Source organism: Pseudomonas wadenswilerensis (genome assembly GCF_900497695.1).
Taxonomy (GTDB): domain Bacteria; phylum Pseudomonadota; class Gammaproteobacteria; order Pseudomonadales; family Pseudomonadaceae; genus Aquipseudomonas; species Aquipseudomonas wadenswilerensis.
In genome coordinates this window covers 185,041-207,939 of the sequence record NZ_UIDD01000003.1, presented here as the reverse complement: position 1 = coordinate 207,939, position 22,899 = coordinate 185,041, and the positions used below count along the sequence as shown (strand labels likewise).

Sequence of the window (22,899 nt, the reverse complement as noted above, 5' to 3'; positions counted from 1 at the left end):
CCTTTTTAGCAGTAGTGCCGGAGGACGCTGCCCCACGCTTCAGGACCTAGGACTCAAACCTATGGCAATGCACGTTAGCAACTTTGACGACGTCGGCGACGATGACAAGATTCTTCGTTTACGCGATGTCGAAGCAATCGTCGGCCTAAAACGTTCAACGATCTATCGGAAAATATCGGAAGGCCTTTTCCCGCGACAGCGCCTTTTGTGCGGCTCCAGCGTCGGTTGGCGTAACAGCGAAGTCCAGGCCTGGATTCGGCAAAGGGAGGCGCTGTAATGCAGCGCCGAACACCTCAACAACCGGGCTGGATGATAGAACTCACAGCAGCGGTCGATATTCCAGCGGAAAAAATCCAGTGGATTTGGCCAGGCTGGCTGCCAAAGGCAAAGTTATCCATTCTTGCCGGCGCAGGTGGATGCGGCAAAACCACGCTGGCAATCTCGCTGGCCGCCACGCTCAGCAGAGGAGGTGACTGGCCAGACGGCAGCAAATGTGAGGCAGCAGGCAACATCGTAATCTGGAGCGGCGAGGATGGTATCGCTGACACGATCATTCCCCGCCTTACGGCTGCAGATGCAGACCTAACCCGCGTGCACATTATCGAGGGGCTCAGAGATCAACGTGGGAACAGACGACAGTTTGATCCTGCAGCCAACTTTTCCCTTTTGGATGAAGCAGCCGCAAGGATTGACGGCGTTTCATTGCTGATTTTCGACCCACTGATAAATCTCATTCGTGGGGATATGCACCGGGCAAACGAAGTTCGGCAGGGGCTACAAATGGTAGTGGATTTCGCAGAGCAGCATTGTTGCGCTGTCCTCGGTATATCTCACCTGAGCAAAGGTACATCCCAGTCATCCGTAGCTGATCGCGTAATCGGCAGCCAGGCATTCTCAGCACTTGCTCGCACGGTACTGGTGGCTGGGAAAGCTCAAAATTCCGAAGCGCGAGTGCTTGTCCGACCGAAATCCAACGTCTCGATTGATAGTGGGGGGATAGAGTACTTCGTTGAGCCCTTAGTGATAAACGAGCAGTTGGAAACAACCTGCATCCGGTGGGGAGAGGCCGTCGAAGGTAGTGCTGAAACTATTTTGGCGGATATCGAGCGAGCGGACGGCGAAAGACCAGCATCAGCTACTCAAGAGGCGTGCAGCTTTCTTGAGGAGACGTTGCAAGCTGGGCCTGTTGCAATCAATGCGTTGATGGCTTTAGCTGAAGAACGTTGCATTTCTTCGGCGTCACTTCGCAGAGCCCAGAAACAGCTAGGTATACGTTCACACAAAACAGGTATGCAGGGCGGATGGGCATGGGAGCTTCCCACTGCTCCCTGAAGGCGCTCAACGCACGTCGAAGGTGCTCAATACTTGTGTTGAGCACCTTCGTTTTTATTGAACGCCTTCGACTCGCGAGAGAGTCTGTATGCCTGATTCCGCAGATAAAATCCCGGCACGCCAGTCGCACAGGTCAACCACGACTACTTCCCAATGAAATAGAGATTGCCGTTCTTGTTGTAAATCGCGGCAGGTCGGAAGTCCTTAGGCCAATTCCGTCCAGGATAGTATGCATACATCCATTCGGGCAGGTGACGAGCAATACCCGCCAGCGCATCCATGCCGTCCTTATCAGCTCTGCTAGCATCAGCAAATAGTTCGCCTGAGGGATCGGTCAGGAAAATCGGGCCGTAGGCTTTCTCGGCCGAAATGAACGCTGGCGCAGCGCTCGCCGGAGCGTCGAACGGCGCGGGGTTCCCAGCAGCCAAATCTGCAAGCCTGTCGTATTTCTTGCCTGATCCGTCAGCATACTTAGCTGGCTCATGACGCAACTTTGAGATTTTTCCACCGAAGTATTTCTCTCTCGCATCCAGCCAGGCCGACCAGACCATCGCAGATGCCTGATTGGGGTTAGACGCGAGCTCCTCAGGCACCCACGCAGCAACCTGGTAGTGATAGACAGGGCCAGCGCTGCCACCACCCAGCAAGAACAACCCTACGCCAAGAGAGGCTGCTCCTGCGCTGCTAAAACCAGTTGGAGGTGACACGTATCCCAAACCTGCCGTCGCTAGACCTCCAGAGCCTCCCGAAGACCGCGGCGCGCTCAGGTTATCTACTTCATTCCCAACCATTTCCCTTGGAATATCGCGCTGACCATCGATGCGCATGGCTTCCAGAACCAGCATGGCATCGGACCATTTCTCGCGAGGAACATCTTTAGGTTCTGGCAACGTGACCTTCGGGGTACTGGAGCAACCAACCAGCGCAACCAACAGCAAGGTACCAACGCATCCCTTCACAGAAAAAAGCATCGACATGAAAAATCCCTATTTATTCAGTGGTAGTCCGGCACACGTAGTACGCCGGAGACATCCTTCACTTGCCTGCCAGGTCATAGCGCCCAAAATTATCTGGGCAACTTCAGCGGAAAATACCACCACCACTTAAACGACCGCAGATGATTTCGGCGAACCGACGTAGCGGTAAAGCGTTGTTCGAGAAACGCCATACCGTCGGGCAACATCGGTTACCTGTATCTCAGGATCTCTGAGAAGAGCTCGTATCTCACGTACCTGACGATCATCCAGCGCAGGCTTGCGTCCACCTTTTCTCCCACGGGCACGAGCCGCAGCCAGTCCTGCACGAGTTCGCTCTCGAGTGAGGTTGCGCTCGAACTCCGCCAGGGCAGCGAACACGTGAAAGATCAGCTTGCCGGCAGCGCTGGTGGTTTCGATTCGTTCGGTTATGGATTCGAAGGCCACCCCTTCCCGCTCCAAGCTACTGACAATCCCAACCAAGTCAGGCAAAGAACGACCGAGGCGGTCCAGTCGCCAGACAACCAGAGTGTCACCACTACGCAAAGCTTTGAGGCAATGCCCCAGCTCCGGCCTGTCCGCCGACTTGCCGCTCATGGTCTCCTCGTAGACTGTTGAGCACCCAGCCAGAGCAAGTGCATCTCGCTGCAGGTCGAGGTTCTGATCATCAGTCGACACTCGGGCATATCCAATCCGCTTTCCCATACGTTTTTCTCACACTGATTTCGGTACAGGCAAAGTGACAGGAAAGCGGTAAATCCCAAGTCCAAAAGATCAGCTGGAATAGGTGTGCCGTAAACGACCGTTTACGGGACGAATGCACTCATCAATTTCAGACGTCGAAAGCGACCGAAACCGAGCCTCAGGAAATTTTTTCTAGCTCATCCTCTCCACCACAGCTCAACACCTGAGCTAATTGGGAGGAGTGATCATGAAGCAAAACTTCCACTTACGTTTTGACCGGGACTTGAGCAAGGCTGGTTCGACGATCCTGAGGGATGCAGTCCGACACGGGTTCCTCAGTCAACATGAGGCGATGATTCACGACCAGCAATGGACTCAGTTTAGTATTTACGTCAAGGAGTCTCATGAGGTGGATATCCTGGAGTTCGTCAATAAAAAGCTGGTGCGGCAATACGGCGAAGAACTCTGCATCCAGGTGTACCACAGGAACCTCTCGCAACAACAAGCGGTGAATTTGCTTCAAACCGTGCACTTGGTTATGGACCTTGCTACCAATGGTGGTTGGAGATTCGTTTTGGCTGATATTGTCGATCGCATTGTCTTTCCTACCCATGCACGGATTACCGTCCCGCGCAGTCTTGATCAAATAAAGTTCGAGGCTGCAATGGAAGACATTCGAGTTCGGTTCTCAGAACAGCTAGCAATGCTAATCAAACTAGTTCGATACCTGGGCATTTCGTTACGCGAGGCTTTCTTCTTCGATGCACAAAGTGCGGAGAAGGACGCCAGAGCAGAAAAAATATTCTATGTATCCAACGGTGAAGATCCATATGAGCACCGGGTTATGAATATCTCAAACCCTAAGCAAATGGACATCTTGGAGACAATCTCAGAAATTCAAAACCTACAGCGCGGCTACCCGGCAACGCTAAAAGCATGGCGTAGATGGAAACAAAAGAGCCTACCTGCAGCGAAGGAGCTTTTACTTGCCCATGGGCTGAGCATTAATGATTGCCGCGCAGCATATGCCTGCGAACTCTACGAGCAATTGTCTGGTCATCAAGCACCGATTCTTGGGGGGAAGGCTCCCAACGAGCTGGATTTGGAGGCGCGGAACCAACTCGCTTATGAACTCGGATATCTGCGTATTTGGGAAACTGATGCACACGTTGGTGCCCGAGCCCCCTAACTAAAGGAAGCAGCCGTTAAGGCATAACGTAGCAGATTTGGGATTAGCTCAGACGCCCTTAAACTTTGCTTACCTCGAGTCAAAGGAGTCAGGGTATGGATCGTTTTGAATTGTTGGTATGTGCGGTTGTTGCGGTCATCAGTGCGCTGACCATCACTGGGGTTGTTGTCTACATGGTCGCAGCGTACCTGGACAAGAAGCGTGGTGACGACTGAGGCTTCAGCGGGACGACCAGATACTTGTAACAAACTGTCCGCTGCCTCTTGGCAGCGGGCGCTTACGCAAATGCATCATCAAAGCCCCTATTGCTGCGATACGCAGTTTTTTCCATCCAAGTCCAGGAGGTCAGGGATGGCCTCGGCAAGACTTGGGTTTTCCTAAAGCTACCGGAGAGTGTCTCGCGACCTAATCTACCCGGAGCACCAATATGGAATTTCGTCACCTCGGTAACGGACTGTACTTCCCACCCGTTGCACCAAACGGTCGGGTTTACGCCGTACCTCTTGGACAGGAAACCCAGGTAGAAATTTTCTACCTGACACCAGTGGGCATCATGGGCGCGGGCGTCCAATCACACTGGTCAGAAATCGTTGGCTTCTACTACGACGACGAATCATGGGAGATCATCCCGCACAATTACTCGGGACGAGGAATGCGCTTCCGCAGAGGCCTATCCTGCATCATGGTGATCGCCGGCAGCGAAACCCTCACGACTCACATCCAGGGCTACCCCATCCCCATGTGCGTAATGAACCGCATTGCATTCGAACAACAACGAGTAGGTGAAGGGTAGCACGTCACCTCCACTATCCGCTGCGCGACACGGGTATCTGCTAGACGGCACCTGCCAATGTTTATTTTATGAAAGTCAAGCCTTTCACTACTAATACAGATCGCAGTAGGGCAGCCGGCTTAGACTCACGCTTCGCTGCTAATAGAAAATATTGCCTGCAAGCCCCGCCTTCATGGCTTTGCTGGCTGCCCGCGGTTAGATGTAGAACCTTACACCACTTATAGACGCATCCTTCTCAAGCGCATCAGCATGTCGCTCTGAAGTTCACTGCTGATACAAGAAAGCCCCGTCAGACCAAGGTGCGCGGGGCTTTCGTGCGTTAAAAACGATTCAGATCCGTTTGGCACTGCTTATTAGCACTCGGCCTCTACTCTCCCGAATAGAGGTCGCCATGATCGAGAGCTTGATATCTAGACAGTTTGTTTTCATAAGCAACCAACGTCCGCCGTAGCTGGCGATTTTCACTGGCGATGCGGCGGATCTCAGCAAGCTGCTCCTCCACCTGCAAAACCAGGCGGCGATAGGGGTATTTAACAAATTCGAACGAGGAAGCCGGATATTTGTGTTTGCCATTGCCCTTCGGGATAGTCAGAGGCGCGAATTTGTTTTTTTGCCCTTGCAATGGCACCAGTTTGCACCAGTAGATAGAGAATGCATTTGGGCTCACCTGCTTGATTGACACGGCAGCCACAACAGATCTGACTCCGGTCTTTTTGTACAGATTCATGGACGCACCCACATAGGTTTGTACTAGGCTTCTCGCCTGCGCCAAAACCTGATCGTATTGCTGATCCAGTAGCGTGACTATCGTTTGTGCTTCTTTACTCATGACCAAGCCTCTTTATTCTGTGGGAGTCCGAATCGTGCCTGAACTCCGATCAAAACAAATTCGCTTTCAAACGATTTTATCGACGGAAATTAACCCAAATTTGAGTTGGTTCCGTAACGCTGATGAAGACTAGGTGATCCATAACAAAACCACTTTAATCAGGCTCAGATTCGTTCACAACGGACAAACAACTGTCAATTGCACTCACCGCCCGCATCAGGTCAGCCCTCAATGATGGAAGCGTTGTACGTATTATAGAGCTGCTTCGCCTGGACATATCGAGGAAAGATTCCAATGCGGCGTCTGAGTGCTGTACTAGACGGGCCAGATGTTCACCGCGAGGGCCACAAGTCCCTTTTAACCAATTTTTGGCGGTACGTTCGTTTGCATTCGTCCATCTCATCAATGTCTTCACAGCCTGGTGCGTCGAACCCAACTCACTTTGTAATGCCAACGCCAGTCCCGACGCATAATCTTGTCTGTCCGGAAAAGTTTTGCCCTTTTTAGGAAACATTTTTCCCCCTTAAGTCCTCTATGGTGAAAAGACACACCGCTTGCTTAAGAAGCAAGCAGAACGGGTGCTCCCGCTGGCGCACGTCCAGTGTGGATGCACGCAGGGGTTATTGCGTATGCGCAGTCGAAAAAGTGCTCACTCAGGAAACCCACACCGAGACCCAGGATTGGCAGCGGCTTATGTCCGGATGTCCACAGAACATCAGCAGTACTCAACTGAAAATCAGCTCGACACTATCAAGCTTTACGCAACGGCGCAGTCTCTCGAAATCGTCAGAGTTTATACCGACGCCGGAAAAAGTGGCCTTCGCCTGGAAGGACGTGATGCGTTAATTCAGCTGTTCAGCGATGTCGAAAGCGGTGCCCTTGGTTTTTCGACTGTTCTCGTCTACGACGTAAGCCGCTGGGGCCGCTTTCAAGATCCGGACTTGGCGGCCAGCTTCGAGGTCCGTTGCAGACAGGCCGGCGTCTCGATTCACTACTGCGCGGAGCAATTTTCCAATGATGGCTCTCCCGTTTCTAACATCGTCAAAAGCCTAAAGCGCATGATGGCTGGCGAGTACAGTCGGGAGCTGTCTGTCAAAGTCTTTGCGGGGCAATCCCGCCTCATTCAGCTGGGCTATCGGCAAGGGGGAATGGCGGGGTACGGGCTCAGGCGTCAGCTGGTTGACGCGGCTGGTAACCCCAAGGCGGAACTAGCGATTGGCGAACACAAAAGCATCCAAACCGACCGCGTAAAACTTGTTCCCGGACCACCGGTAGAGGTTTCAACCGTCAATTGGATCTATCAACAGTTTGTTGAAGCCGGCTACTCAGAGATAGAGATCGCTCAACAACTGAATAGTCGAGGGCTTCAGAATGACCTAGCCAGGCAGTGGACCAAAGGGGGAGTTCATCAGGTTCTGACCAACGAGAAGTACATCGGCAACAACGTATGGAACCGGTCCTCTTTCAAACTTAAAAAAGAACATGTACGGAATGATCCAGAGCAATGGATACGCGCGGATGGTGTCTTTCCTTCTTTAGTCGACCACGTAATATTCGCCGCAGCCCAAGAAATCATCCAATCTCGCAGCTACCGCATGCCCGACTCCGAAATGCTGGAGAGGCTAAAAAAACTCTACGAGAAAGCCGGGTATTTATCCGGCATGATCATCAACGAGTCTGACGACTGCCCCTCCAGCACGGCGTATCAATATCGGTTTGGCGAGTCTTCTGCGTACGTACTCGCTCATTGGCTACACTCCCTCACGGGACTACGACTACGTCACCGCTAACCATCAGCTTCGAATGATGTATCCGCTGTTGCTGGCTCGAACCGTGGAGCAAATTCAGCAAATCGGGGGAAGAGTTGCAATAGACCCAACCAGCGACCTGCTCCTAGTCAACGAAGAGCTACTGATTTCCCTCGTCCTGTGCCGGTGCAAGCGCAGTGATTCGGGAGCAAATCGTTGGAAAATACGCTTCGACCTCGGCCTCTCACCTGATATCACCGTTGCCGTCCGAATGGAGCCTGGGGAAGAGATCGCCCGCGATTACTACATCCTGCCAACCATCGATATTCAACAGCCCAAAATTCGTCTGAGTGAGTCCAACGCCTCCAGCCTGGAAATCTATCGTTACGACAGCCTCGAAGCCCTCGCGCAACTTTCTCGTCGAACTGTTGTGGGGAGAGCCGCATGAATATGCCGCAACACCCTCGAAGCCCGCACCATGTCGGGGAAGCGACGACCGTTGTAATGGTCAGCCTGGATCGTATACGCGTCCTCAATCCCCGCGCGCGTAACAAACAAGTGTTCGCCAAACTGGTCGAAAACATTTCGAGCTTGGGTCTGAAGCGACCGATCACCGTCACCCCCAGCAGCGACCAAGACAATACTGGCTTCTTCGAACTGGTCTGTGGGCAAGGTCGATACGAAGCCTTTTGTGCGTTGGGCGAGCGAGAAATTCCCTGTGTTGTCGTCAGTGCCGGTGAAACCGACCGATTTCTCATCAGCCTAGTCGAAAACCTGGCCCGTCGTAAGCACACGAACAAGGACCTGCTCTACTCTATTCAAATCCTGTCTGACCGCGGTTACACCACTAAACAGATCAGCATGAAAACTAGCCTGGATCCCACCTATATCAACGCCATTCTCCTGCTTTTACGTCAAGGGGAAGAGCGACTCATCGCAGCTGTCGAAAAAGGCTGGTTACCCATCTCACTCGCGACAATGGTGGCTAGGTCGAGTGACACCGAAGTACAGATCGCGATGGTGGAAGCCTATGAAACGGGCGTCTTGAAAGGAGAGCAATTGATTAAGGTCAGACGTCTGATCGATAGGCGTCGTTTTTTAGGAAAACATTACGGTCAAAAGCGATCAACCACCGAACAACCGACGACGCCTCAAAAACTGCTGAGTACTTACCAAACCGAAGTCAGGCGCCAACAAGTCATGCTCAAAAAAGCCGATATTAACGAGCAACGCGTATTGATCATCGTCACGGCTATGCGCCGACTGCTGGCTGACGACTATTTCTGTACGCTCCTGCGTAGCGAAAACATCGCGGACATGCCTAAGTCGCTGGCAGACCGTATCAATGGAGAGGGGTGATTATGGGCCAGGTGAAACAAGGCTTTGAACGGCAGATCATCCCAGTCCCCCTCGACCGAATTCTTCCGACCCGATCTGTAGACAAGGATATAGAACAGACCAAAAAATACTTAACTATCCTAACTTCCATTCGCGAGTTGGGAGTCATTGAGCCACTGGCAGTGCATCGGCAACAGACCAATGTGGAGGGGGTAGCAACTTTCGTGTTGCTCGACGGCCATCTTCGCCTGCACGCCCTTAAAGCACTAGGCGCTACTGAGGCACTGTGCCTGCTGTCAATCGATGACGAAAGTTTCACATACAACCGGCAGATCAACCGCTTAACTCCCGTGCAAGAGCACAAGATGATTCTCACGGCTGTGCGATCAGGGATTTCCCCCGCCCTGATCGCCAAAGTCTTGGGCATCAACATCGAGCGCATCCATGAACGGCAGCGCTTGCTTGATGGCATCGCGCCCGAAGTGGTGGAAATGCTCAAAGTCAAAATGGTCAGCCAAGGAGTATTCCGCACATTAAGAAAAATGAAACCCATGCGCCAAATCGAAACCGTAGAGCTGATGGTGTCCGCCAACTGCTTCACCCAGACCTACGCCGACATGGTACTTGCCGCTTCACGTCCCGACATGTTGATCGAAAAAAAATCCAAGCTCTCCGCCGAGGTCAGTGTCGAAGAACTGGCAAGGATGGAACGCGAGATGGAAAAGCTGTTTCACGATTACAAGGTCGTGGAGGATACGCTGGGGGAAACCATGCTGTTTCTGGTCGTTGCCAAAGGCTATCTCGCCCGTCTGCTGCGCAATGAAACCATTTCGGGTTACTTAAACCGTTGCCACGCCGAACTTCTACATGAATTAACCGCCATCATGGAGGCGGTCAGCTCCGACGCAAGAAAGCCTGAACGAGAGTGATGAATCGACTTGGCGAGGGCATAAATATTTTCAGCGTTTCAGATGCATTTGGAGCACAGAGAATTGGAATTTTTTTCGCTGTATTGATGATATTGTCTAATAGCTCGGCATGAACAAAAGCTTCTGCTGGCAATTCAAGACCTAGCGTCCCACGCCTGCCCTCGGCTGGTTGCTGCCTGTTATACGTATACAAAATCCGCTTTTCAGCAGTCTACAAACCAATTGTAAAAACGATAGCCCGCAGCCACCGACACTGCACATGTTCCCAGGCTCAGCAGAGACCACTGTCCCTCAATACCGAGCCACCACTGGACTTTGAACAAAAGTGCTCCCACAAGAACACAGGCCAGAATACCCAATGCCAGGCCAACCAACGCAAACAGCCGAGCCCCTAAACTTGGATTTCCCCCGTGCCAGTTCTCGCTCAGGCAAAAGGGACAATGATTCGACGAAGGCGAATAGCCCCAGAAACCACGGCTGTATGTCGCTCTCGGAACCATCGCTTTGCCGCAGTTGTGACAGGTAACTATCGAATGTCTCACGCTGCACCTCAGATCAGATCGCCCTAGATGAGCCCATGGTGCTTTACCGCGAAAAAAACCCAACGGCATGATCCAACCGCTACCGAGCGTCAGGTCGCCAGCTCAACCTCTTAAATGACCGTTCATCGGAATTAAGTGTTCGGGGGCATTTATGGGGGCACTTACTTAACCAATCAACAATAAACTAATGTAAAACAAATGCTTATATACGCCTTTCTAATTCCCCCGGTTCCACCAAATACGCAAAACGAAAAAGGCATCTGGCGCTTGCGCCGATGCCTTTTTTGTTGCCTGCAGAACCCTGACTGAACCCGCCTGTCGGCCATCGACACGCCGCAGACAAAACCGCACTCATCCTATTGCCGCAGCGGTCGATAAACAGCAGAAGGACCGCCCCGTCTCGTATCCTTGTCGACTCCGGGGGGCCGCAACCACCACAGAACAGGAGCAGGCATGAAAGTCTGTATGACCCACCGCGAGACCTTCTACCACCTTCTCAAGGCAGTGTTTGACGCCTGCAACAAAAAGCCGCTCATCGCCGAGCTTGGCGTCCTGCGCGGGCAAAATGCGCTGAACCTCTACAACGCCCTCAGCCCTGAAAAGATGGTGTTGATCGACAGCTGGAGCCCCTCGGCTACCGAAGCCTACAGCTCGTTCGACCAACTGCCACCTTGGGTTGACCCTATAGATAGCTATGATTACTACTATGGCGGCTCGCTGTATGACATGACCACCTGGGACAACCTGTATGAGGAATGCCAGGGCAAGTTCGCTGACAAGCACAACGTCACCCTCATTCGCGCCGAGACGATCGACGCCATTCCTGAGATCCAGCCAAGAACCGGTATCGAGAAATTCGACCTGATCTACATTGATGCCAACCATCAATACGAGTACATCCTGCGCGACATGATGTACTACCAGGACCTGCTGGCCGATGATGGCTTCATGCTTCTCAACGATTGCTGCCATAGCCTGCAGGGCACCAAGCAGAACCTGGGTGTACTGGAAGCCCTCAGCAGCTTCCTCAAGCGTTCCGACTTCGTGCCTGTGGCCGTGACTAACACCGACTGGTCGGATGTCATCCTGGTCAAAAAGAACTCGATGATGCTGCAACTTGTGGACATCGCCATCACCAACTCGGATATCCCCTTCGTCGAGATTCCTCATCAACTGATGTCCGCCGCACGCGTTGTCTATGGCGCGCAGCGCACCAACATCAGTTTTGCCTGAGCCGAGTCAAAGCCCCGGACATATGAAGAACCAATGCGCCCATTGATTATCCTTACCCTGCTCCTGCTGTGCGGCCCGCTTCAAGCCGCACCGCAGTGCGCAGACTTCCTGGGTGCATTGGGTGCGTACCCAAAGGGAATCGAGTACCTGGGCTGCCGCCAGGAACCCGAACTGCAGACCGCCCCCTTAATCGCGACCTATAGGGTCAAAGGTGCCGAAGCAGGGGCTGCCGAGGGCTATCTGCACCACGCCTTCGGCATGCCGCGCCTGCTGTTTATCTGCTGCATGTGGGATTCATTTCGCCACTTCCACCGCGCCCCACAGAGCGGCATCGGCTACGAAATCCTCATGGCTTCCGAAGAGACACCGGTCAACCAGCGCTCGCAATGGGCACGGATCGAGTTCTTCTACATCACCGTCAGCGTCGATACCCTCGAGCCCTGACCGGGTATCAGCCCTTGGCGTACTGCAGCAGCACCTCCAGCGGATGACGCAACTGGCGGTCTGCCAAGCGCTTGACCTGGCTGCGGCATGAATAGCCGGTCGCCAACGCCTCCCCCTGTTTACCCAGCTTGCCGGCCCAGGATTGCTCGAAAATGGTTCGCGAGGTGTCCTGGTTGCGCGCTTCGTGGCCATAGGTGCCGGACATGCCGCAGCAACCGGTCGCTTCGGTGAGCAGTTTCAGCCCCAAGCGCGCGAATACCTGCTCCCACTGGCGGGTACTGGCCGGCACGTTGGTTTTCTCGGTGCAGTGGGCCAGCAGACGGAAGGTTTCGCCGACGCCCGCGGCCTGTTCGGGCAGCACGTCGATCAACCATTCCTGCGGCAGCAGCACCTTCGGGCAGTCGCTCAGGCCTTCGACCTTCTGGTACTCCTGGCGGTACACCAGGGTCATGGCCGGGTCGAGGCCGACCAGTGGCACGCCGCAATCGGCCAGGGCCTTGAGCTGGTTGGCGTTGCGAATCGCCGCCTTGGCAAAGGCGCCAAGGAAGCCCTGAACATGCAAGGGTTTGCCGTTGGCGCTGTAGGGCGCGAGGAACACCTTGTGGCCAAGACGGTGGGCCAGCTCGATAAACGACGCCAGCAGCGGTGTTTCGAAGTAGCGGGTGAACGCATCCTGGACCAGCACGATGCTGCGCTCACGCTGGGCCGGGGTCAGTTCGCGCAGCGCCGGCACGCTGGCCGCGCGGACGTTGCAACGGGTCAGGGTGTTCTGCAGGTTGTAGCGGCTGATCAGCGGGCTGTCGAGCATGCCGACATGGCGCTCGAGCAGGCGGCTGACCCACTTCGACCCCATCACCGCGTTGTACAACCCTGGCGCATAGGCCATGTAGGGAATGCTGAACTCCAGCGAGCCGATCAGGTAGTCACGCAGCGGGCGCTGATAGCGACCGTGGTACAGCTCCAGGAAGCGCGAGCGAAACTCCGGCACGTTGACCTTGATCGGGCACTGCCCCGCGCAGGATTTGCACGCCAGGCAGCCGGCCATGGCTTCGTAGACTTCGTGGGAGAAATCGGCTTCGCCACGGGAGCGTGCCTGGTTGTTGCGCAGGCGTTTGGGCAGCTCCTTGAGCCACGAAGTCTTGTTCTTTGCCGCCGCCAATACATCGATGCTGGCCGCACCCTGCAGGCGCAACCATTCACGGATCAGCGAGGCGCGGCCCTTGGGCGAATGCTGGCGCTCACGGGTGGCCTTCCACGATGGGCACATGGCGTCGTTGGGGTCGAAGTTGTAGCAGGCGCCGTTGCCGTTGCAGTGCACGGCGCTGCCAAAGCTTTGCCAGACCCGCTCATCGATCTGCCGGTCAAAATCACCGCGCATTGGCGCTTCGTTGACCTTGATCAGGCCCTGCTCGCTATCGGGCGGGGTGCAGATCTTGCCGGGGTTGAGCTGGTTGTAGGGGTCGAACGCGCCCTTGAGCGACTGCAGTGCCGGGTACAGTTCACCGAAGAAATCCGGCACGTATTCCGAACGCAGGCCCTTGCCATGCTCCCCCCAGAGCAGGCCGCCATAACGCTGGGTCAGTGCCGCCACGGCATCGGAAATCGGCTTGACCAGTGCAGCCTGGGCCGGGTCTTTCATGTCCAGCGCCGGGCGTACGTGCAACACGCCGGCGTCGACATGACCGAACATGCCATAGGCCAGGCCGTAGCTGTCGAGCAATGCGCGGAAGTCGGCGATGTAGTCGGCCAACTGCTCTGGCGGTACGGCGGTGTCTTCAACGAACGGTTGCGGACGCACTTCGCCGTCGACGTTGCCAAGCAGGCCTACCGAACGCTTGCGCATGGTGTAGACCCGGGTCACCGCCTCGGCGCCTTCGGCCAGGGTGTGGCCCAGACGCTCGACGCCGGTGTCAGCCTGCAGGTGGGCGACAAACGCCTGCACCCGCGCGTTCACTTCAGCCGGATCATCACCGCAGAACTCCACCAGGTTGATGCCCAGGGTCGGGCGCTCGGCTTCGGCGGGGAAGTACTCGGCGACGCTGTGCCAGACGATGTCCTTCATCGCCAGCATCAGTACCTTGGAGTCCACCGTCTCGATCGACAGCGGCTTGTGCGCCATCAGCGCATTGGCGTCGCGCAGGGCGTCCATGAAGCTGCTGTAACGCACGTTGACCAGCACAGCGTACTTCGGAATCGGCAGCACGTTGAGCTTGGCCTCGACCACGTAGCCCAGCGAGCCTTCGGCGCCGCACAGCACACTGTTAAGGTTGAAGCGGCCCTGCTCGTCGCGCAGGTGCGCCAGGTCGTAACCGGTCAGGCAGCGGTTGAGCTTGGGGAAGATGGTCTCGATCAGCTCGGCCTGGGTTTCCTGGATCTGCCGGGCCATGCGGTACACCTCACCGCTGCGGCCTGGTTGCGCGCAAGCCTGCTCCAGCGCCTGGTCATCGATGGGCAGGCTGTGCAGGCGCTCGCCGCCGAGCAGCACACTGTGCAGTTCAAGCACGTGATCGCGGGTCTTGCCGTAGGTGCAGCTGCCCTGGCCGCTGGCGTCGGTGTTGATCATGCCGCCGACGGTGGCGCGGTTGGAGGTCGACAGCTCCGGGGCGAAGAACAAGCCGTGGGGCTTGAGCGCGGCGTTGAGCTGGTCCTTGACCACCCCGGCCTGGACCCGCACCCAACGCTCCTCGACGTTGATCTCGAGGATGTTGTTCATGTGCCGCGACAGGTCGACGACGATGCCGTCGGTCAGCGACTGGCCGTTGGTACCGGTGCCGCCACCACGGGGGGTGAGCTTGACCTGGCGAAAGCGCGGTTCGGCCATCAGCGCGGCAACCCGGGCGACGTCCTCGGCATCCAGCGGGAACACCGCCGCTTGTGGCAGGCGCTGGTAGATCGAGTTATCGGTGGCGAGCACCGTGCGGGTGGCATAGTCGGCGCTAATCTGGCCACGGAAACCGTTGGCACGCAGGGCGGCGAGGAAATCGGAATAGTCGGCAGCAGGGGCGCTGGTCGGCAACTGGGCGATCATCAAAGGATGGCCTCTTTAATTTGGCTAATCACGGGATATCGGAACACTTGCTGGCTGAGCATAATTAGGTCAGCCTCAAGACACTGATATGCCAATGATCCCGGAGCGTGCCGCCGCGGACAACTGGATATTTCTGCCGCTATCGATGACTTTTACGAATGAATTACCGCCATCTAACGCCGTCCATGTCATTGCTGCTGGCTTTCGAAGCCGCCGCCCGGCATGAAAGCTACACCCGCGCCGCCACCGAGCTGTCGCTGACCCAGAGCGCGGTGAGCCGCCAGGTGCAGGCGCTGGAGCAGCAACTGGGCCTGACCCTGTTCCGCCGCGAAGGCCGCCAGGTGCGCCTGACTGATGTCGGTCGGCTGTATCAGCGGGAGATGAGCGAAGCCCTCGGGCGGATCCGCAGTGCTACTTTGCAGGCCATGGCTTACCAGTCTGGCGAAGGCAGCCTGCGCCTGGCGACCCTGCCGACCTTCGGCTCCAAATGGCTGCTGCCGCGCCTGCATGAGTTCTACAAGCTGCACCCGGGCATGCTGGTGCACATCAATTCACGCATCGAAGCCATCGATTTTGAAACCAGCGGCATCGACGCCGCCATCGTCGTCGGTAATGCCGACGTACCGGGGCTGGTCTGTCATCGCCTGCATGCCGAAGAGTTGCTGGTGATCCTCTCGCCGGACACCGCCGCCGGCCAGGCCGACTGGTCACCGCCGCGCCTGCATGAGCAGTTGCTGCTCAACGTGGCCAACAACCCCAACGCCTGGGGCGAATGGTTTTCCCACCATGGCCTGGCGCACCGCAGCATGCGCCTGGGGCCCAGCTTCGAGCTGACTTCGCACCTGATCCAGGCAGTGCGCGCCGGCATCGGCATCGGCCTGGTACCGCGCATCCTGGTGGCCGACGAGCTGGCCAGCGGTGAACTGGTCAGTGCCGGTGCACCGTTTGCCAGCCAGCGCAGCTATTACCTGATCTACCCGCCACGCAACCAGTCGCTGCCATCGCTGATGGCATTTCGCGGCTGGTTGCTGGGGCAGATCTGAGGCGCTGGCTCAGATGCTCAGGCAGATCTTGCCGAAGTGCTGGTTGCTTTCCTGATAGCGGAAGGCTTCGACGATCTGCTCCAGGTCGAAGGTCTTGTCCACGACCGGGCGCAAGCCATTGGCATCGATGGCGCGGACCATCGCCTGCTGCTGGGCACGGCTGCCCACCAGCACGCCTTGCAGGCGAATCTGCCGTACCAGGGCCTGGACCAGCGGCAGGTTGCCCGCCACGCCGGTCAGAATACCGATCAGCGACACATGCCCGCCGATACGCGCAGCGATCATTGATTGCTCGAGGGTCGCCGGGCCACCGACTTCGATCACGTGATCGACACCGCGGTTGGCGGTGAGCTGGCGCACCTTCTCGCCCCAGGCCGGAGTCTTGCGGTAGTTGATCAGGTGGTCGGCGCCGAGGGCCTTGAGGCGTTCGAGCTTGTCGTCGCTGGAGGACGTGGCGATCACCGTGGCACCGGCCAGCTTGGCGAACTGCAGGGCGAAAATCGACACGCCACCAGTACCTTGCACCAGCACGGTATCGCCTGGCTTGAGCGAGTCATCGGCCATCAGTGCGCGCCAGGCGGTGAGGCCGGCGGTGGTCAGGGTCGCCGCTTCGGCGTGGCTGTAGCCCTTGGGCGCATGGGTAAAAGAGGTTGCGCGGGCAGTCACCTGTTCGCGGGCGTAACCATCGATGCCGTCGCCCGGTACGCTGGCGAAACCTTCGACCAACGGCTGGCCGTCCAGCCAGTCTGGGAAGAAGGTGCTGACCACCGAATCGCCCACGGCGAACTCGCTCACGCCAGCACCCACTGCGGTCACCACACCGGCGCCGTCGGCCATGGGGATACGCGGCGCAGTCGGCCCCCACATGCCGCTGACCACGGCGAAGTCGTGATAGTTGAGCGAGTTGGCGTGCAGGCGCACGCTGATTTCGCCGGCTTGCGGCGCCGCAGCCTCGCGGGTGCCTACCTGCACCTTGTCGTAACCACCGCCGGTCTGGACGATAATGGCCCTGCTGGTCATGGAAACCTCCTGAGTCGATTGGGCAAATAGCTGACCAGTCTTTGCCTGCCCCTGCCCCAGGTCAAGCACGAGCGCTTGCATAGTGCGCCAGCAAACCACAATAATGCGACTAATTATCAATTACTCGATATTGCCTCACCATGCCCGCTCCCGATCATGCTGCCCTGCACGCGCTCTACAGCGAACATAACGGTTGGTTGAAGAACTGGCTGCGCGCCCGCCTGGGCAATGCCAGCGATGCCGCCGACCTGGCCCAGGACACCTTTATCCGGGTTTTGAACGCGCGCAATGCAGACACCATTCGCGAGCCGCGCAGCTACCTGGGCGCCATTGCCCATGCGCTGATGATCGACAAGTTCCGCCGCAAAGCGCTCGAACAGGCCTACCTGGACGAACTGGCGTTGCGCCCGGAGCGGGTCGCCGAATCGCCGGAAAGCCGCTTGCTGATCCTCGAAACCTTGCTGGCCGTGGACCAGATGCTCGATGGCCTGGGCGAGCGCACGCGCAATATTTTCCTGGCCGTGCAGCTCGAAGGCCTGAGCTATGTGGCCACCGCTGAGCGCCTGGGAGTGTCGGTGACCACGGTGAAGAAGCACCTGATCCGCGCCATGACCCACTGCCTGCTACTGACGGACGACTGACATGGCCCAGCCGCTGGACTATCGCACCCTCGAAGCTGCCGCCACCTGGTACGTGCAGCTCAACGCCGCGCCGCCCAGCGATGCGCAGTTGCAGGCCTGGCAAGACTGGCTGGGCAAGAGCCAGGCCCATGCCCAGGCCTGGGCGCGGGTAGAAAAGCTGCAGCGTCAGTTGGGACGACTGCCGGCCGATGTCGCCCTGCCGGCCCTGGCCGGTGTGCGCGCCCGGCGCCGCGCCGTACTCAAGACCCTGGCCCTGCTCATGGCCGTCGGTGCAACCGGCTGGGCCGTACGGGAAAGCACCCCGGGCCAGGCCTGGATGGCCGAGTTGCGCACCGGCAAGGGCCAGCGCCGCCAGGTACGCCTCGCCGACGGCAGCCAGCTCGAACTCAACACCGACAGCGCTGTGGATATCCGCTACGACGGCCAGCAACGCCTGCTGCGCCTTTACAGCGGTGAAATCATGGTGCAGACCGCACGCGATAGTGCGGCTCGCCCGTTCATTGTCGAAACGGCCGAAGGCCGGGTGCGCGCCCTGGGCACGCGCTTCAACGTCCGTAGCGACAACGGCCTGAGCCGCGTCAGCGTGCTCGAGCATGCGGTTGAAGTACGCCCGCTCGACCAGCCGCTGCTGATGCTGCGCCTGGAGACCGGACAAAGCGTCAGCTTCGACCGCACGCAGATTGCTGCCGCCAGCACCGCCCTGCCCGGCACCGGAGCCTGGACCCAGGGCATGCTGACCGTGATCGAATGGCGCCTGGGCGACTTCATCAGTGAACTGCGCCGCTACCGCCCCGGCGTGCTGCGCTGTGCCGAGAGCATTGCCGACCTGCGCCTGTCCGGCGCCTTTCGTATCGACGACACCGACACCGTCCTGGAAAACCTTGGCGTGTCGTTGCCGGTCAGGGTGCGTTACATGACCCGCTACTGGGTCAGCATTGAAGCAGTCTGAAGAAATTTCGCACAAAGGGTTGCCGATTTTCATTCTCATTCGGCTACGCAGTTAAAGCGGCAAATTTCGACCGCCCCTCTGCCCAGCCAATCGAAGGAAATCCTGCATGACCCCGACTTGTCCGCGCGCACCCCGCCCTCTGGTTCGCGCTGTCCACCTGGCGCTGTTCGGCCTGACCCTGGCGCCTTTGCCGCTGCTCGCGCTGCTGCCTGCCCAGGCCATGGCGCAGAGCGCCAGCACGCAATTCCAGATCGCCCCGGGCCCGCTGGGCACCACTCTGAGCCTGTTCGCCACCCGCGCCAACATTACCCTGTCGTTCGATGCCCGCCAGACTCAGGGCCAGCAGTCGGCCGGCCTGCAGGGCAACTATTCGGTGGAAGAAGGCCTGGCCCGTCTGCTCAGCGGTACCGGCCTGCAGGCTCAGCGTCAGTCCAACGGCGGCTACGTATTGGTGCCGGCCAACACCGGCGCAGCGATGGAACTGGGCGCCACCAGCATCAACGCCCAGGGTCTGGGTGAAACCACCGAGGGCACCCATTCCTACACCACGGCGGCGACCCGTACCGCGACCAAGCTGCCGCTGTCGATACGCGAAACACCGCAAACCATCACCGTGGTCACCCGCCAGCAGATGGACGACCAGGGCGCCCAGAGCATTTCCGATGTACTGCGCAACACCCCCGGCGTGTCGGCGCAAACCTATGACAGCGACCGCACCGAGTTCACCAGCCGCGGCCTGGTGATCACCAACTACCAGTACGACGGCGTCAACACCGTGTATGACGGTGTGTATGGCGAAGGCACCGCCCACGTCGACATGGCCATCTACGACCGGGTGGAAGTGCTCAAGGGCGCCACCGGCCTGATGACCGGCTCCGGCGACCCGTCGGCCACGGTCAACCTGATCCGCAAAAAACCGACCGCGCAGTTCCAGGGTTCGCTGACCGGCAGTGCCGGCAACTGGGATAACTACCGTGGCGAAGTCGATGTCTCCGGCCCGATCAACAGCAGCGGCAGCGTGCGCGGGCGCTTCGTCAGCGCCCAGCAGGACAAGAAGGGCTACCAGGACCACTACCAGCAGAGCAAAGAGGTGTACTACGGCATCCTCGAAGCCGACATCACCCCGGACACCCTGCTGACCGTCGGCATCGACCAGCAGACCACCACCCCGCGTGGCAGCTCCTGGACCGGTAACCCGGTGTATTACACCGACGGCGGCCGCACGGACTTCTCACGCTCGTTCAACCCGGGCGCCGACTGGAGCCGCCGCGACTTCCAGAACCGTACCTACTTCGCCTCGCTGGAGCAGGCGCTGGCCAACGACTGGTCGCTCAAACTCACCGTCAACCAGCTGCAAAGCGACCACGACACCCGCCTGGCCTCGGCCAGTGGCGGTGCGCCGGATCGCAATGGCGATGGCATGTCGTTCTTCTGGGGCCGCTGGGAAGGCCATCGGGTGCAGAACAGCGCCGACCTCAACCTCTCGGGCCCGTTCACCCTGTTCGGTCGCCAGCATGACCTGGTCGTCGGTCTGGACACCAACCATTCGCGCCAGACTGGCGCCACCTGGGACACCAGCGAGTTTGCCATGGTGCCCGGCAGCATCTTTGACTGGGACGGCCACATCGGCGTGCCGGACTTCCCGAAAAACGGCAAGTACGAACAGAAAAAGAGCCAGAACGGCGCCTACATCGCTACCCGCCTGCACCCGACGGACGACCTCTCGGTGATACTCGGCACCCGTGTCAGCACCTTCAAGTACGACGACAACTACGACTACGACGGCCTCAACCCGACCTTCCAGGACAGCCAGTCCGGCTACAAGCAACATGGCGTGGTCACCCCGTACGCCGGTGTCGTCTATGACCTCGACGACACCTACTCGGTGTACGCCAGCTACACTTCGATCTACCAGCCACAGAGCAACAAGGACAGCAATGGCGCGACCCTTGATCCGGTCGAAGGCGACAGCTACGAAACCGGCCTCAAGGCGGCCTACTTCGACGGCAAGCTCAACGCCAGCCTGGCGCTGTTCCGCATCGAGCAGGACAACGTCGCCGAGTCGATCGGCACCAACCCTGCGACCAACGAGGGCATCTACAAGGCCACCAGTGGCGCCACCACCCAGGGCATCGAGCTGGAAATCGCCGGCGAACTGCAGGAAGGCTGGAACCTCTCGGCAGGCTACACCTACGCACGCTCGCGCGATGCCGACGAGCAGCGCATCTATGGCTTCCCGATGAGCACCAGCAAGCCTGAGCACCTGGTGCGGATGTTCACCACCTACCGTTTGCCGGGGGTGCTGGATAAAGTGACCGTGGGCGGGGGAATCAACTGGCAGAGCGCGTTCTACGGCAAGATCTACAATCGCTCGGTGAACGACTACACCTTCATCAAGCAAGGCGGCTACACCCTGGTCGACCTGATGACCCGCTACCAGTACAACGAACAGCTGAGCTTCACGGTCAATGCCAACAACGTGTTCGACAAGCGCTACCTTAGCGGGCTGGGCAACTTCGATACCACCTACTACGGTGATCCGCGCAATGTGATGCTGACCACGCGCTGGGAGTTCTGAGTAAGGTGTGAGGGCCTCATCGCTGGCGAGCCAGCTCCCACAAGGACCGCGTGCAGCCCACCTGTGGGAGCCGGCCTTGCCAGCTATTGGTCGAGCATCACCTGCAGCGCCCGACAATCCGCCGCATGCCAGTCGGCCAGTTCCGGCCAGGGATTGTCCGGCAGGTTGACCAGAATCGTCCGCGCCCCCGCCGCCCGGCCGCAATCCAGGTCAAAGCGATAATCGCCGACCATGACCATCTCGGTCGGCGCCACGTCCCAGGCTTCGGCCAGCTTCAACAAGCCACCCGGGTGTGGTTTGGGCGGTGCTTCATCGCGACCGACGATGTGCTCGACGGCAAAGCAGTCAGCCAGGCCGATGGCCTCCAGAGTGATATGCGCCAGCTCACGGGCATTGCGGGTGAGGATGCCCAACCGACAACCACGCGCCGCCAGGTCGCGGACCAGCTCCACGGCGCCGGTAGCCGGGCGCGAGCCGATCGCCAGCTCACGCTCATGTTCCAGCAGCCAGGCGTGCTTGGCCGCGGCCTCGGCGGCCGGCAAAGCCGCCAGGTGGGTAAGGATGTCGTGCGTCTGCGGAATCTCCAGCGCCTCCTTGATCGCCGCAAAATCGTGCACGGCGACGGTCAGGGTACCGTCCATGTCGAACACCCAGTGGCGAATCTGCTGCAGGCTCATTGCCAATCCTTGCGATGACGAATCAGGCCTTCCTGGCACGACGAGGCCACTAGATGCCCGGCCTGGTTGTAGATATTGCCGCGGGCAAAACCACGGGCATTGCCGGCCCATGGGCTGTCCATGGCGTACAGCAGCCACTGGTCGGCGCGCAGGTTGCCGTGGAACCACAGCGCGTGGTCGAGGCTGGCAATCTGCATGTCTTTCTGCCACACCGATTTGCCATGGGGCAGCAGCGAAGTGGTCAGCAGGCCGAAGTCCGAGGCGTAGGCGAGCATGTACTTGTGCAGCGCCGGCACATCCGGCAGGTTGCCATCGGCGCGGAACCAGACGTACTTCACCGGCTCGCCCGGCTTGGGGTTGAACGGGTCCTCGGCGGTCACCGGGCGCATTTCGATCGGCTTGGCGCAGAGCATCTTGTCGCGGATGGCTTCAGGCAGGCGATCGGCCATGCCCTTGGCCAGCTCGACTTCCGACGGCAGGTTCTCCGGGCCGACCACATTGGGCATCTGGCTCTGGTGCTCGAAACCTTCTTCGTCGTACTGGAACGAGGCGCTGCAGGTGAAGATGGTCTTGCCCTTCTGGATCGCGGTCACCCGCCGGGTGCTGAAACTGCCGCCATCGCGCACGCGGTCGACCGAATAGACCACCGGCATGCTGGCATCGCCCGGGCGCAGGAAGTAACCGTGCAGCGAGTGCACATGACGCGCCTCTTCGACCGTCTGGCTGGCCGCCGACAGCGACTGGCCCAGTACCTGTCCACCGTACAGCTGCCGAAAGCCCAGGTCCTGGCTTCGCCCGCGGAACAGGTTTTCCTCGATCGATTCCAGGCTCAACAGGTCAACCAGATCGTCCAACACGTGGCTCATTCAAGATTCTCCAAGGCAATGCGCAACTGCTGCAAATAATACAGGGTTTGTCATTGCCAGCC

General features: G+C 58.3%; 19 protein-coding genes and 1 pseudogene. 13 read left to right on the top strand and 7 right to left on the bottom strand.

The window, feature by feature from the left end:
- Positions 1–61 precede the first annotated feature (61 nt).
- Together CCOS864_RS04355 and CCOS864_RS04350 are read left to right on the top strand one after the other, a co-directional pair.
- On the top strand, positions 62–277 hold the full coding sequence (locus tag CCOS864_RS04355) for a helix-turn-helix transcriptional regulator (protein ID WP_034133699.1): 216 nt from the start codon (positions 62–64) through the stop codon (positions 275–277).
- Entirely contained in the window at positions 277–1,332 is a 1,056-nt protein-coding gene (locus tag CCOS864_RS04350; RefSeq protein ID WP_115085213.1) for an AAA family ATPase, read from the top strand. The genes CCOS864_RS04355 and CCOS864_RS04350 overlap by 1 nt, the downstream gene beginning before the upstream one ends.
- Positions 1,333–1,475: 143 nt before the next feature.
- Here CCOS864_RS04350 and CCOS864_RS04345 read toward each other — a convergent pair whose 3' ends face one another.
- Complete coding sequence (locus tag CCOS864_RS04345) at positions 1,476–2,309, bottom strand: hypothetical protein (protein ID WP_115085212.1); 834 nt, start codon at positions 2,307–2,309, stop codon at positions 1,476–1,478.
- Positions 2,310–2,435: 126 nt separating this feature from the next.
- Complete coding sequence (locus CCOS864_RS04340; RefSeq protein WP_115085211.1) at positions 2,436–3,011, bottom strand: recombinase family protein; 576 nt, start codon at positions 3,009–3,011, stop codon at positions 2,436–2,438.
- Positions 3,012–3,237: 226 nt separating this feature from the next.
- Between CCOS864_RS04340 and CCOS864_RS04335 the strand changes: the two genes are divergently transcribed.
- Both CCOS864_RS04335 and CCOS864_RS04330 read left to right on the top strand, forming a co-directional pair.
- Complete coding sequence (locus CCOS864_RS04335; RefSeq protein WP_115085210.1) at positions 3,238–4,179, top strand: integrase; 942 nt, start codon at positions 3,238–3,240, stop codon at positions 4,177–4,179.
- Positions 4,180–4,606: 427 nt separating this feature from the next.
- Positions 4,607–4,972, top strand: a complete 366-nt coding sequence (locus tag CCOS864_RS04330) for a hypothetical protein (protein ID WP_115085209.1) — start codon at positions 4,607–4,609, stop codon at positions 4,970–4,972.
- Between the two features lie 367 nt (positions 4,973–5,339).
- Here the strand turns inward: CCOS864_RS04330 and mobI are convergent, their stop codons facing one another.
- Positions 5,340–5,801: a conjugative transfer protein MobI(A/C) gene (mobI, locus tag CCOS864_RS04325; RefSeq protein ID WP_115085208.1), complete on the bottom strand. Its 462-nt coding sequence runs from the start codon at positions 5,799–5,801 to the stop codon at positions 5,340–5,342.
- A 629-nt stretch (positions 5,802–6,430) separates the two neighbouring features.
- On the opposite strand from mobI, the pseudogene CCOS864_RS04315 reads away from it, so the two are divergent.
- The 5 genes and pseudogenes from CCOS864_RS04315 to CCOS864_RS04295 all read left to right on the top strand — a co-directional run bounded on the left by CCOS864_RS04315 (position 6,431) and on the right by CCOS864_RS04295 (position 12,035).
- Positions 6,431–7,997, top strand: a pseudogene (locus CCOS864_RS04315) (recombinase family protein).
- Positions 7,994–8,908 (top strand): plasmid partitioning protein RepB C-terminal domain-containing protein, encoded by a 915-nt coding sequence (locus CCOS864_RS04310; RefSeq protein ID WP_115085206.1) that lies wholly within the window; start codon positions 7,994–7,996, stop codon positions 8,906–8,908. Before CCOS864_RS04315 ends, CCOS864_RS04310 begins: the two are co-directional and overlap by 4 nt.
- 2 nt (positions 8,909–8,910) lie before the next feature.
- Complete coding sequence (locus CCOS864_RS04305; protein WP_115085205.1) at positions 8,911–9,816, top strand: ParB/RepB/Spo0J family partition protein; 906 nt, start codon at positions 8,911–8,913, stop codon at positions 9,814–9,816.
- Positions 9,817–10,811: 995 nt separating this feature from the next.
- A complete protein-coding gene (locus CCOS864_RS04300) occupies positions 10,812–11,591 on the top strand; it encodes a class I SAM-dependent methyltransferase (protein WP_115085204.1) in 780 nt (259 codons plus the stop codon).
- Positions 11,592–11,624: 33 nt separating this feature from the next.
- Positions 11,625–12,035 carry a DUF4952 domain-containing protein gene (locus CCOS864_RS04295; RefSeq protein ID WP_115085203.1) on the top strand — a complete coding sequence of 137 codons (411 nt, stop codon included), beginning with the start codon at positions 11,625–11,627 and terminating at the stop codon, positions 12,033–12,035.
- Positions 12,036–12,042: 7 nt separating this feature from the next.
- Here CCOS864_RS04295 and ydiJ read toward each other — a convergent pair whose 3' ends face one another.
- Positions 12,043–15,063: a D-2-hydroxyglutarate dehydrogenase YdiJ gene (gene ydiJ / locus CCOS864_RS04290; RefSeq protein ID WP_115085202.1), complete on the bottom strand. Its 3,021-nt coding sequence runs from the start codon at positions 15,061–15,063 to the stop codon at positions 12,043–12,045.
- A gap of 158 nt (positions 15,064–15,221) precedes the next feature.
- Here ydiJ and CCOS864_RS04285 point away from each other — a divergent pair, with 158 nt between their 5' ends.
- Complete coding sequence (locus CCOS864_RS04285; RefSeq protein ID WP_115085201.1) at positions 15,222–16,106, top strand: LysR substrate-binding domain-containing protein; 885 nt, start codon at positions 15,222–15,224, stop codon at positions 16,104–16,106.
- A gap of 9 nt (positions 16,107–16,115) precedes the next feature.
- On the opposite strand, the gene CCOS864_RS04280 is transcribed toward CCOS864_RS04285, so the two are convergent.
- Positions 16,116–17,126 (bottom strand): zinc-dependent alcohol dehydrogenase family protein, encoded by a 1,011-nt coding sequence (locus CCOS864_RS04280; protein ID WP_115085200.1) that lies wholly within the window; start codon positions 17,124–17,126, stop codon positions 16,116–16,118.
- A 140-nt stretch (positions 17,127–17,266) separates the two neighbouring features.
- Here CCOS864_RS04280 and CCOS864_RS04275 point away from each other — a divergent pair, with 140 nt between their 5' ends.
- The 3 genes from CCOS864_RS04275 to CCOS864_RS04265 all read left to right on the top strand — a co-directional run bounded on the left by CCOS864_RS04275 (position 17,267) and on the right by CCOS864_RS04265 (position 21,294).
- A complete protein-coding gene (locus tag CCOS864_RS04275; RefSeq protein WP_115085199.1) occupies positions 17,267–17,767 on the top strand; it encodes a sigma-70 family RNA polymerase sigma factor in 501 nt (166 codons plus the stop codon).
- Position 17,768: 1 nt separating this feature from the next.
- Positions 17,769–18,716 carry a FecR domain-containing protein gene (locus CCOS864_RS04270; protein WP_115085198.1) on the top strand — a complete coding sequence of 316 codons (948 nt, stop codon included), beginning with the start codon at positions 17,769–17,771 and terminating at the stop codon, positions 18,714–18,716.
- Between the two features lie 106 nt (positions 18,717–18,822).
- Positions 18,823–21,294: a TonB-dependent siderophore receptor gene (locus CCOS864_RS04265; RefSeq protein ID WP_115085197.1), complete on the top strand. Its 2,472-nt coding sequence runs from the start codon at positions 18,823–18,825 to the stop codon at positions 21,292–21,294.
- 83 nt (positions 21,295–21,377) lie between these two features.
- Here the strand turns inward: CCOS864_RS04265 and CCOS864_RS04260 are convergent, their stop codons facing one another.
- Together CCOS864_RS04260 and tesB are read right to left on the bottom strand one after the other, a co-directional pair.
- The gene (locus tag CCOS864_RS04260; RefSeq protein WP_115085196.1) at positions 21,378–21,971 is read right to left on the bottom strand and encodes an HAD family hydrolase; all 594 of its coding nucleotides are present in this window, start codon (positions 21,969–21,971) and stop codon (positions 21,378–21,380) included.
- Entirely contained in the window at positions 21,968–22,837 is an 870-nt protein-coding gene (tesB, locus tag CCOS864_RS04255) for an acyl-CoA thioesterase II (RefSeq protein WP_115085195.1), read from the bottom strand. Before tesB ends, CCOS864_RS04260 begins: the two co-directional genes overlap by 4 nt.
- Between the last annotated feature and the right edge of the window lie 62 nt (positions 22,838–22,899).

Coding starts and splice junctions, on each gene's coding strand:
- mobI (WP_115085208.1), bottom strand. CDS start 5,801: ATGAGTAAAGAAGCACAAACGATAGTCACGCTACTGGATCAGCAATAC.
- CCOS864_RS04350 (WP_115085213.1), top strand. CDS start 277: ATGCAGCGCCGAACACCTCAACAACCGGGCTGGATGATAGAACTCACA.
- CCOS864_RS04300 (WP_115085204.1), top strand. CDS start 10,812: ATGAAAGTCTGTATGACCCACCGCGAGACCTTCTACCACCTTCTCAAG.
- CCOS864_RS04305 (WP_115085205.1), top strand. CDS start 8,911: ATGGGCCAGGTGAAACAAGGCTTTGAACGGCAGATCATCCCAGTCCCC.
- CCOS864_RS04335 (WP_115085210.1), top strand. CDS start 3,238: ATGAAGCAAAACTTCCACTTACGTTTTGACCGGGACTTGAGCAAGGCT.
- CCOS864_RS04280 (WP_115085200.1), bottom strand. CDS start 17,126: ATGACCAGCAGGGCCATTATCGTCCAGACCGGCGGTGGTTACGACAAG.
- CCOS864_RS04265 (WP_115085197.1), top strand. CDS start 18,823: ATGACCCCGACTTGTCCGCGCGCACCCCGCCCTCTGGTTCGCGCTGTC.
- CCOS864_RS04285 (WP_115085201.1), top strand. CDS start 15,222: ATGAATTACCGCCATCTAACGCCGTCCATGTCATTGCTGCTGGCTTTC.
- tesB (WP_115085195.1), bottom strand. CDS start 22,837: ATGAGCCACGTGTTGGACGATCTGGTTGACCTGTTGAGCCTGGAATCG.
- CCOS864_RS04260 (WP_115085196.1), bottom strand. CDS start 21,971: ATGAGCCTGCAGCAGATTCGCCACTGGGTGTTCGACATGGACGGTACC.
- CCOS864_RS04330 (WP_115085209.1), top strand. CDS start 4,607: ATGGAATTTCGTCACCTCGGTAACGGACTGTACTTCCCACCCGTTGCA.
- ydiJ (WP_115085202.1), bottom strand. CDS start 15,063: ATGATCGCCCAGTTGCCGACCAGCGCCCCTGCTGCCGACTATTCCGAT.
- CCOS864_RS04270 (WP_115085198.1), top strand. CDS start 17,769: ATGGCCCAGCCGCTGGACTATCGCACCCTCGAAGCTGCCGCCACCTGG.
- CCOS864_RS04340 (WP_115085211.1), bottom strand. CDS start 3,011: ATGGGAAAGCGGATTGGATATGCCCGAGTGTCGACTGATGATCAGAAC.
- CCOS864_RS04345 (WP_115085212.1), bottom strand. CDS start 2,309: ATGTCGATGCTTTTTTCTGTGAAGGGATGCGTTGGTACCTTGCTGTTG.
- CCOS864_RS04275 (WP_115085199.1), top strand. CDS start 17,267: ATGCCCGCTCCCGATCATGCTGCCCTGCACGCGCTCTACAGCGAACAT.
- CCOS864_RS04295 (WP_115085203.1), top strand. CDS start 11,625: ATGCGCCCATTGATTATCCTTACCCTGCTCCTGCTGTGCGGCCCGCTT.
- CCOS864_RS04310 (WP_115085206.1), top strand. CDS start 7,994: ATGAATATGCCGCAACACCCTCGAAGCCCGCACCATGTCGGGGAAGCG.
- CCOS864_RS04355 (WP_034133699.1), top strand. CDS start 62: ATGGCAATGCACGTTAGCAACTTTGACGACGTCGGCGACGATGACAAG.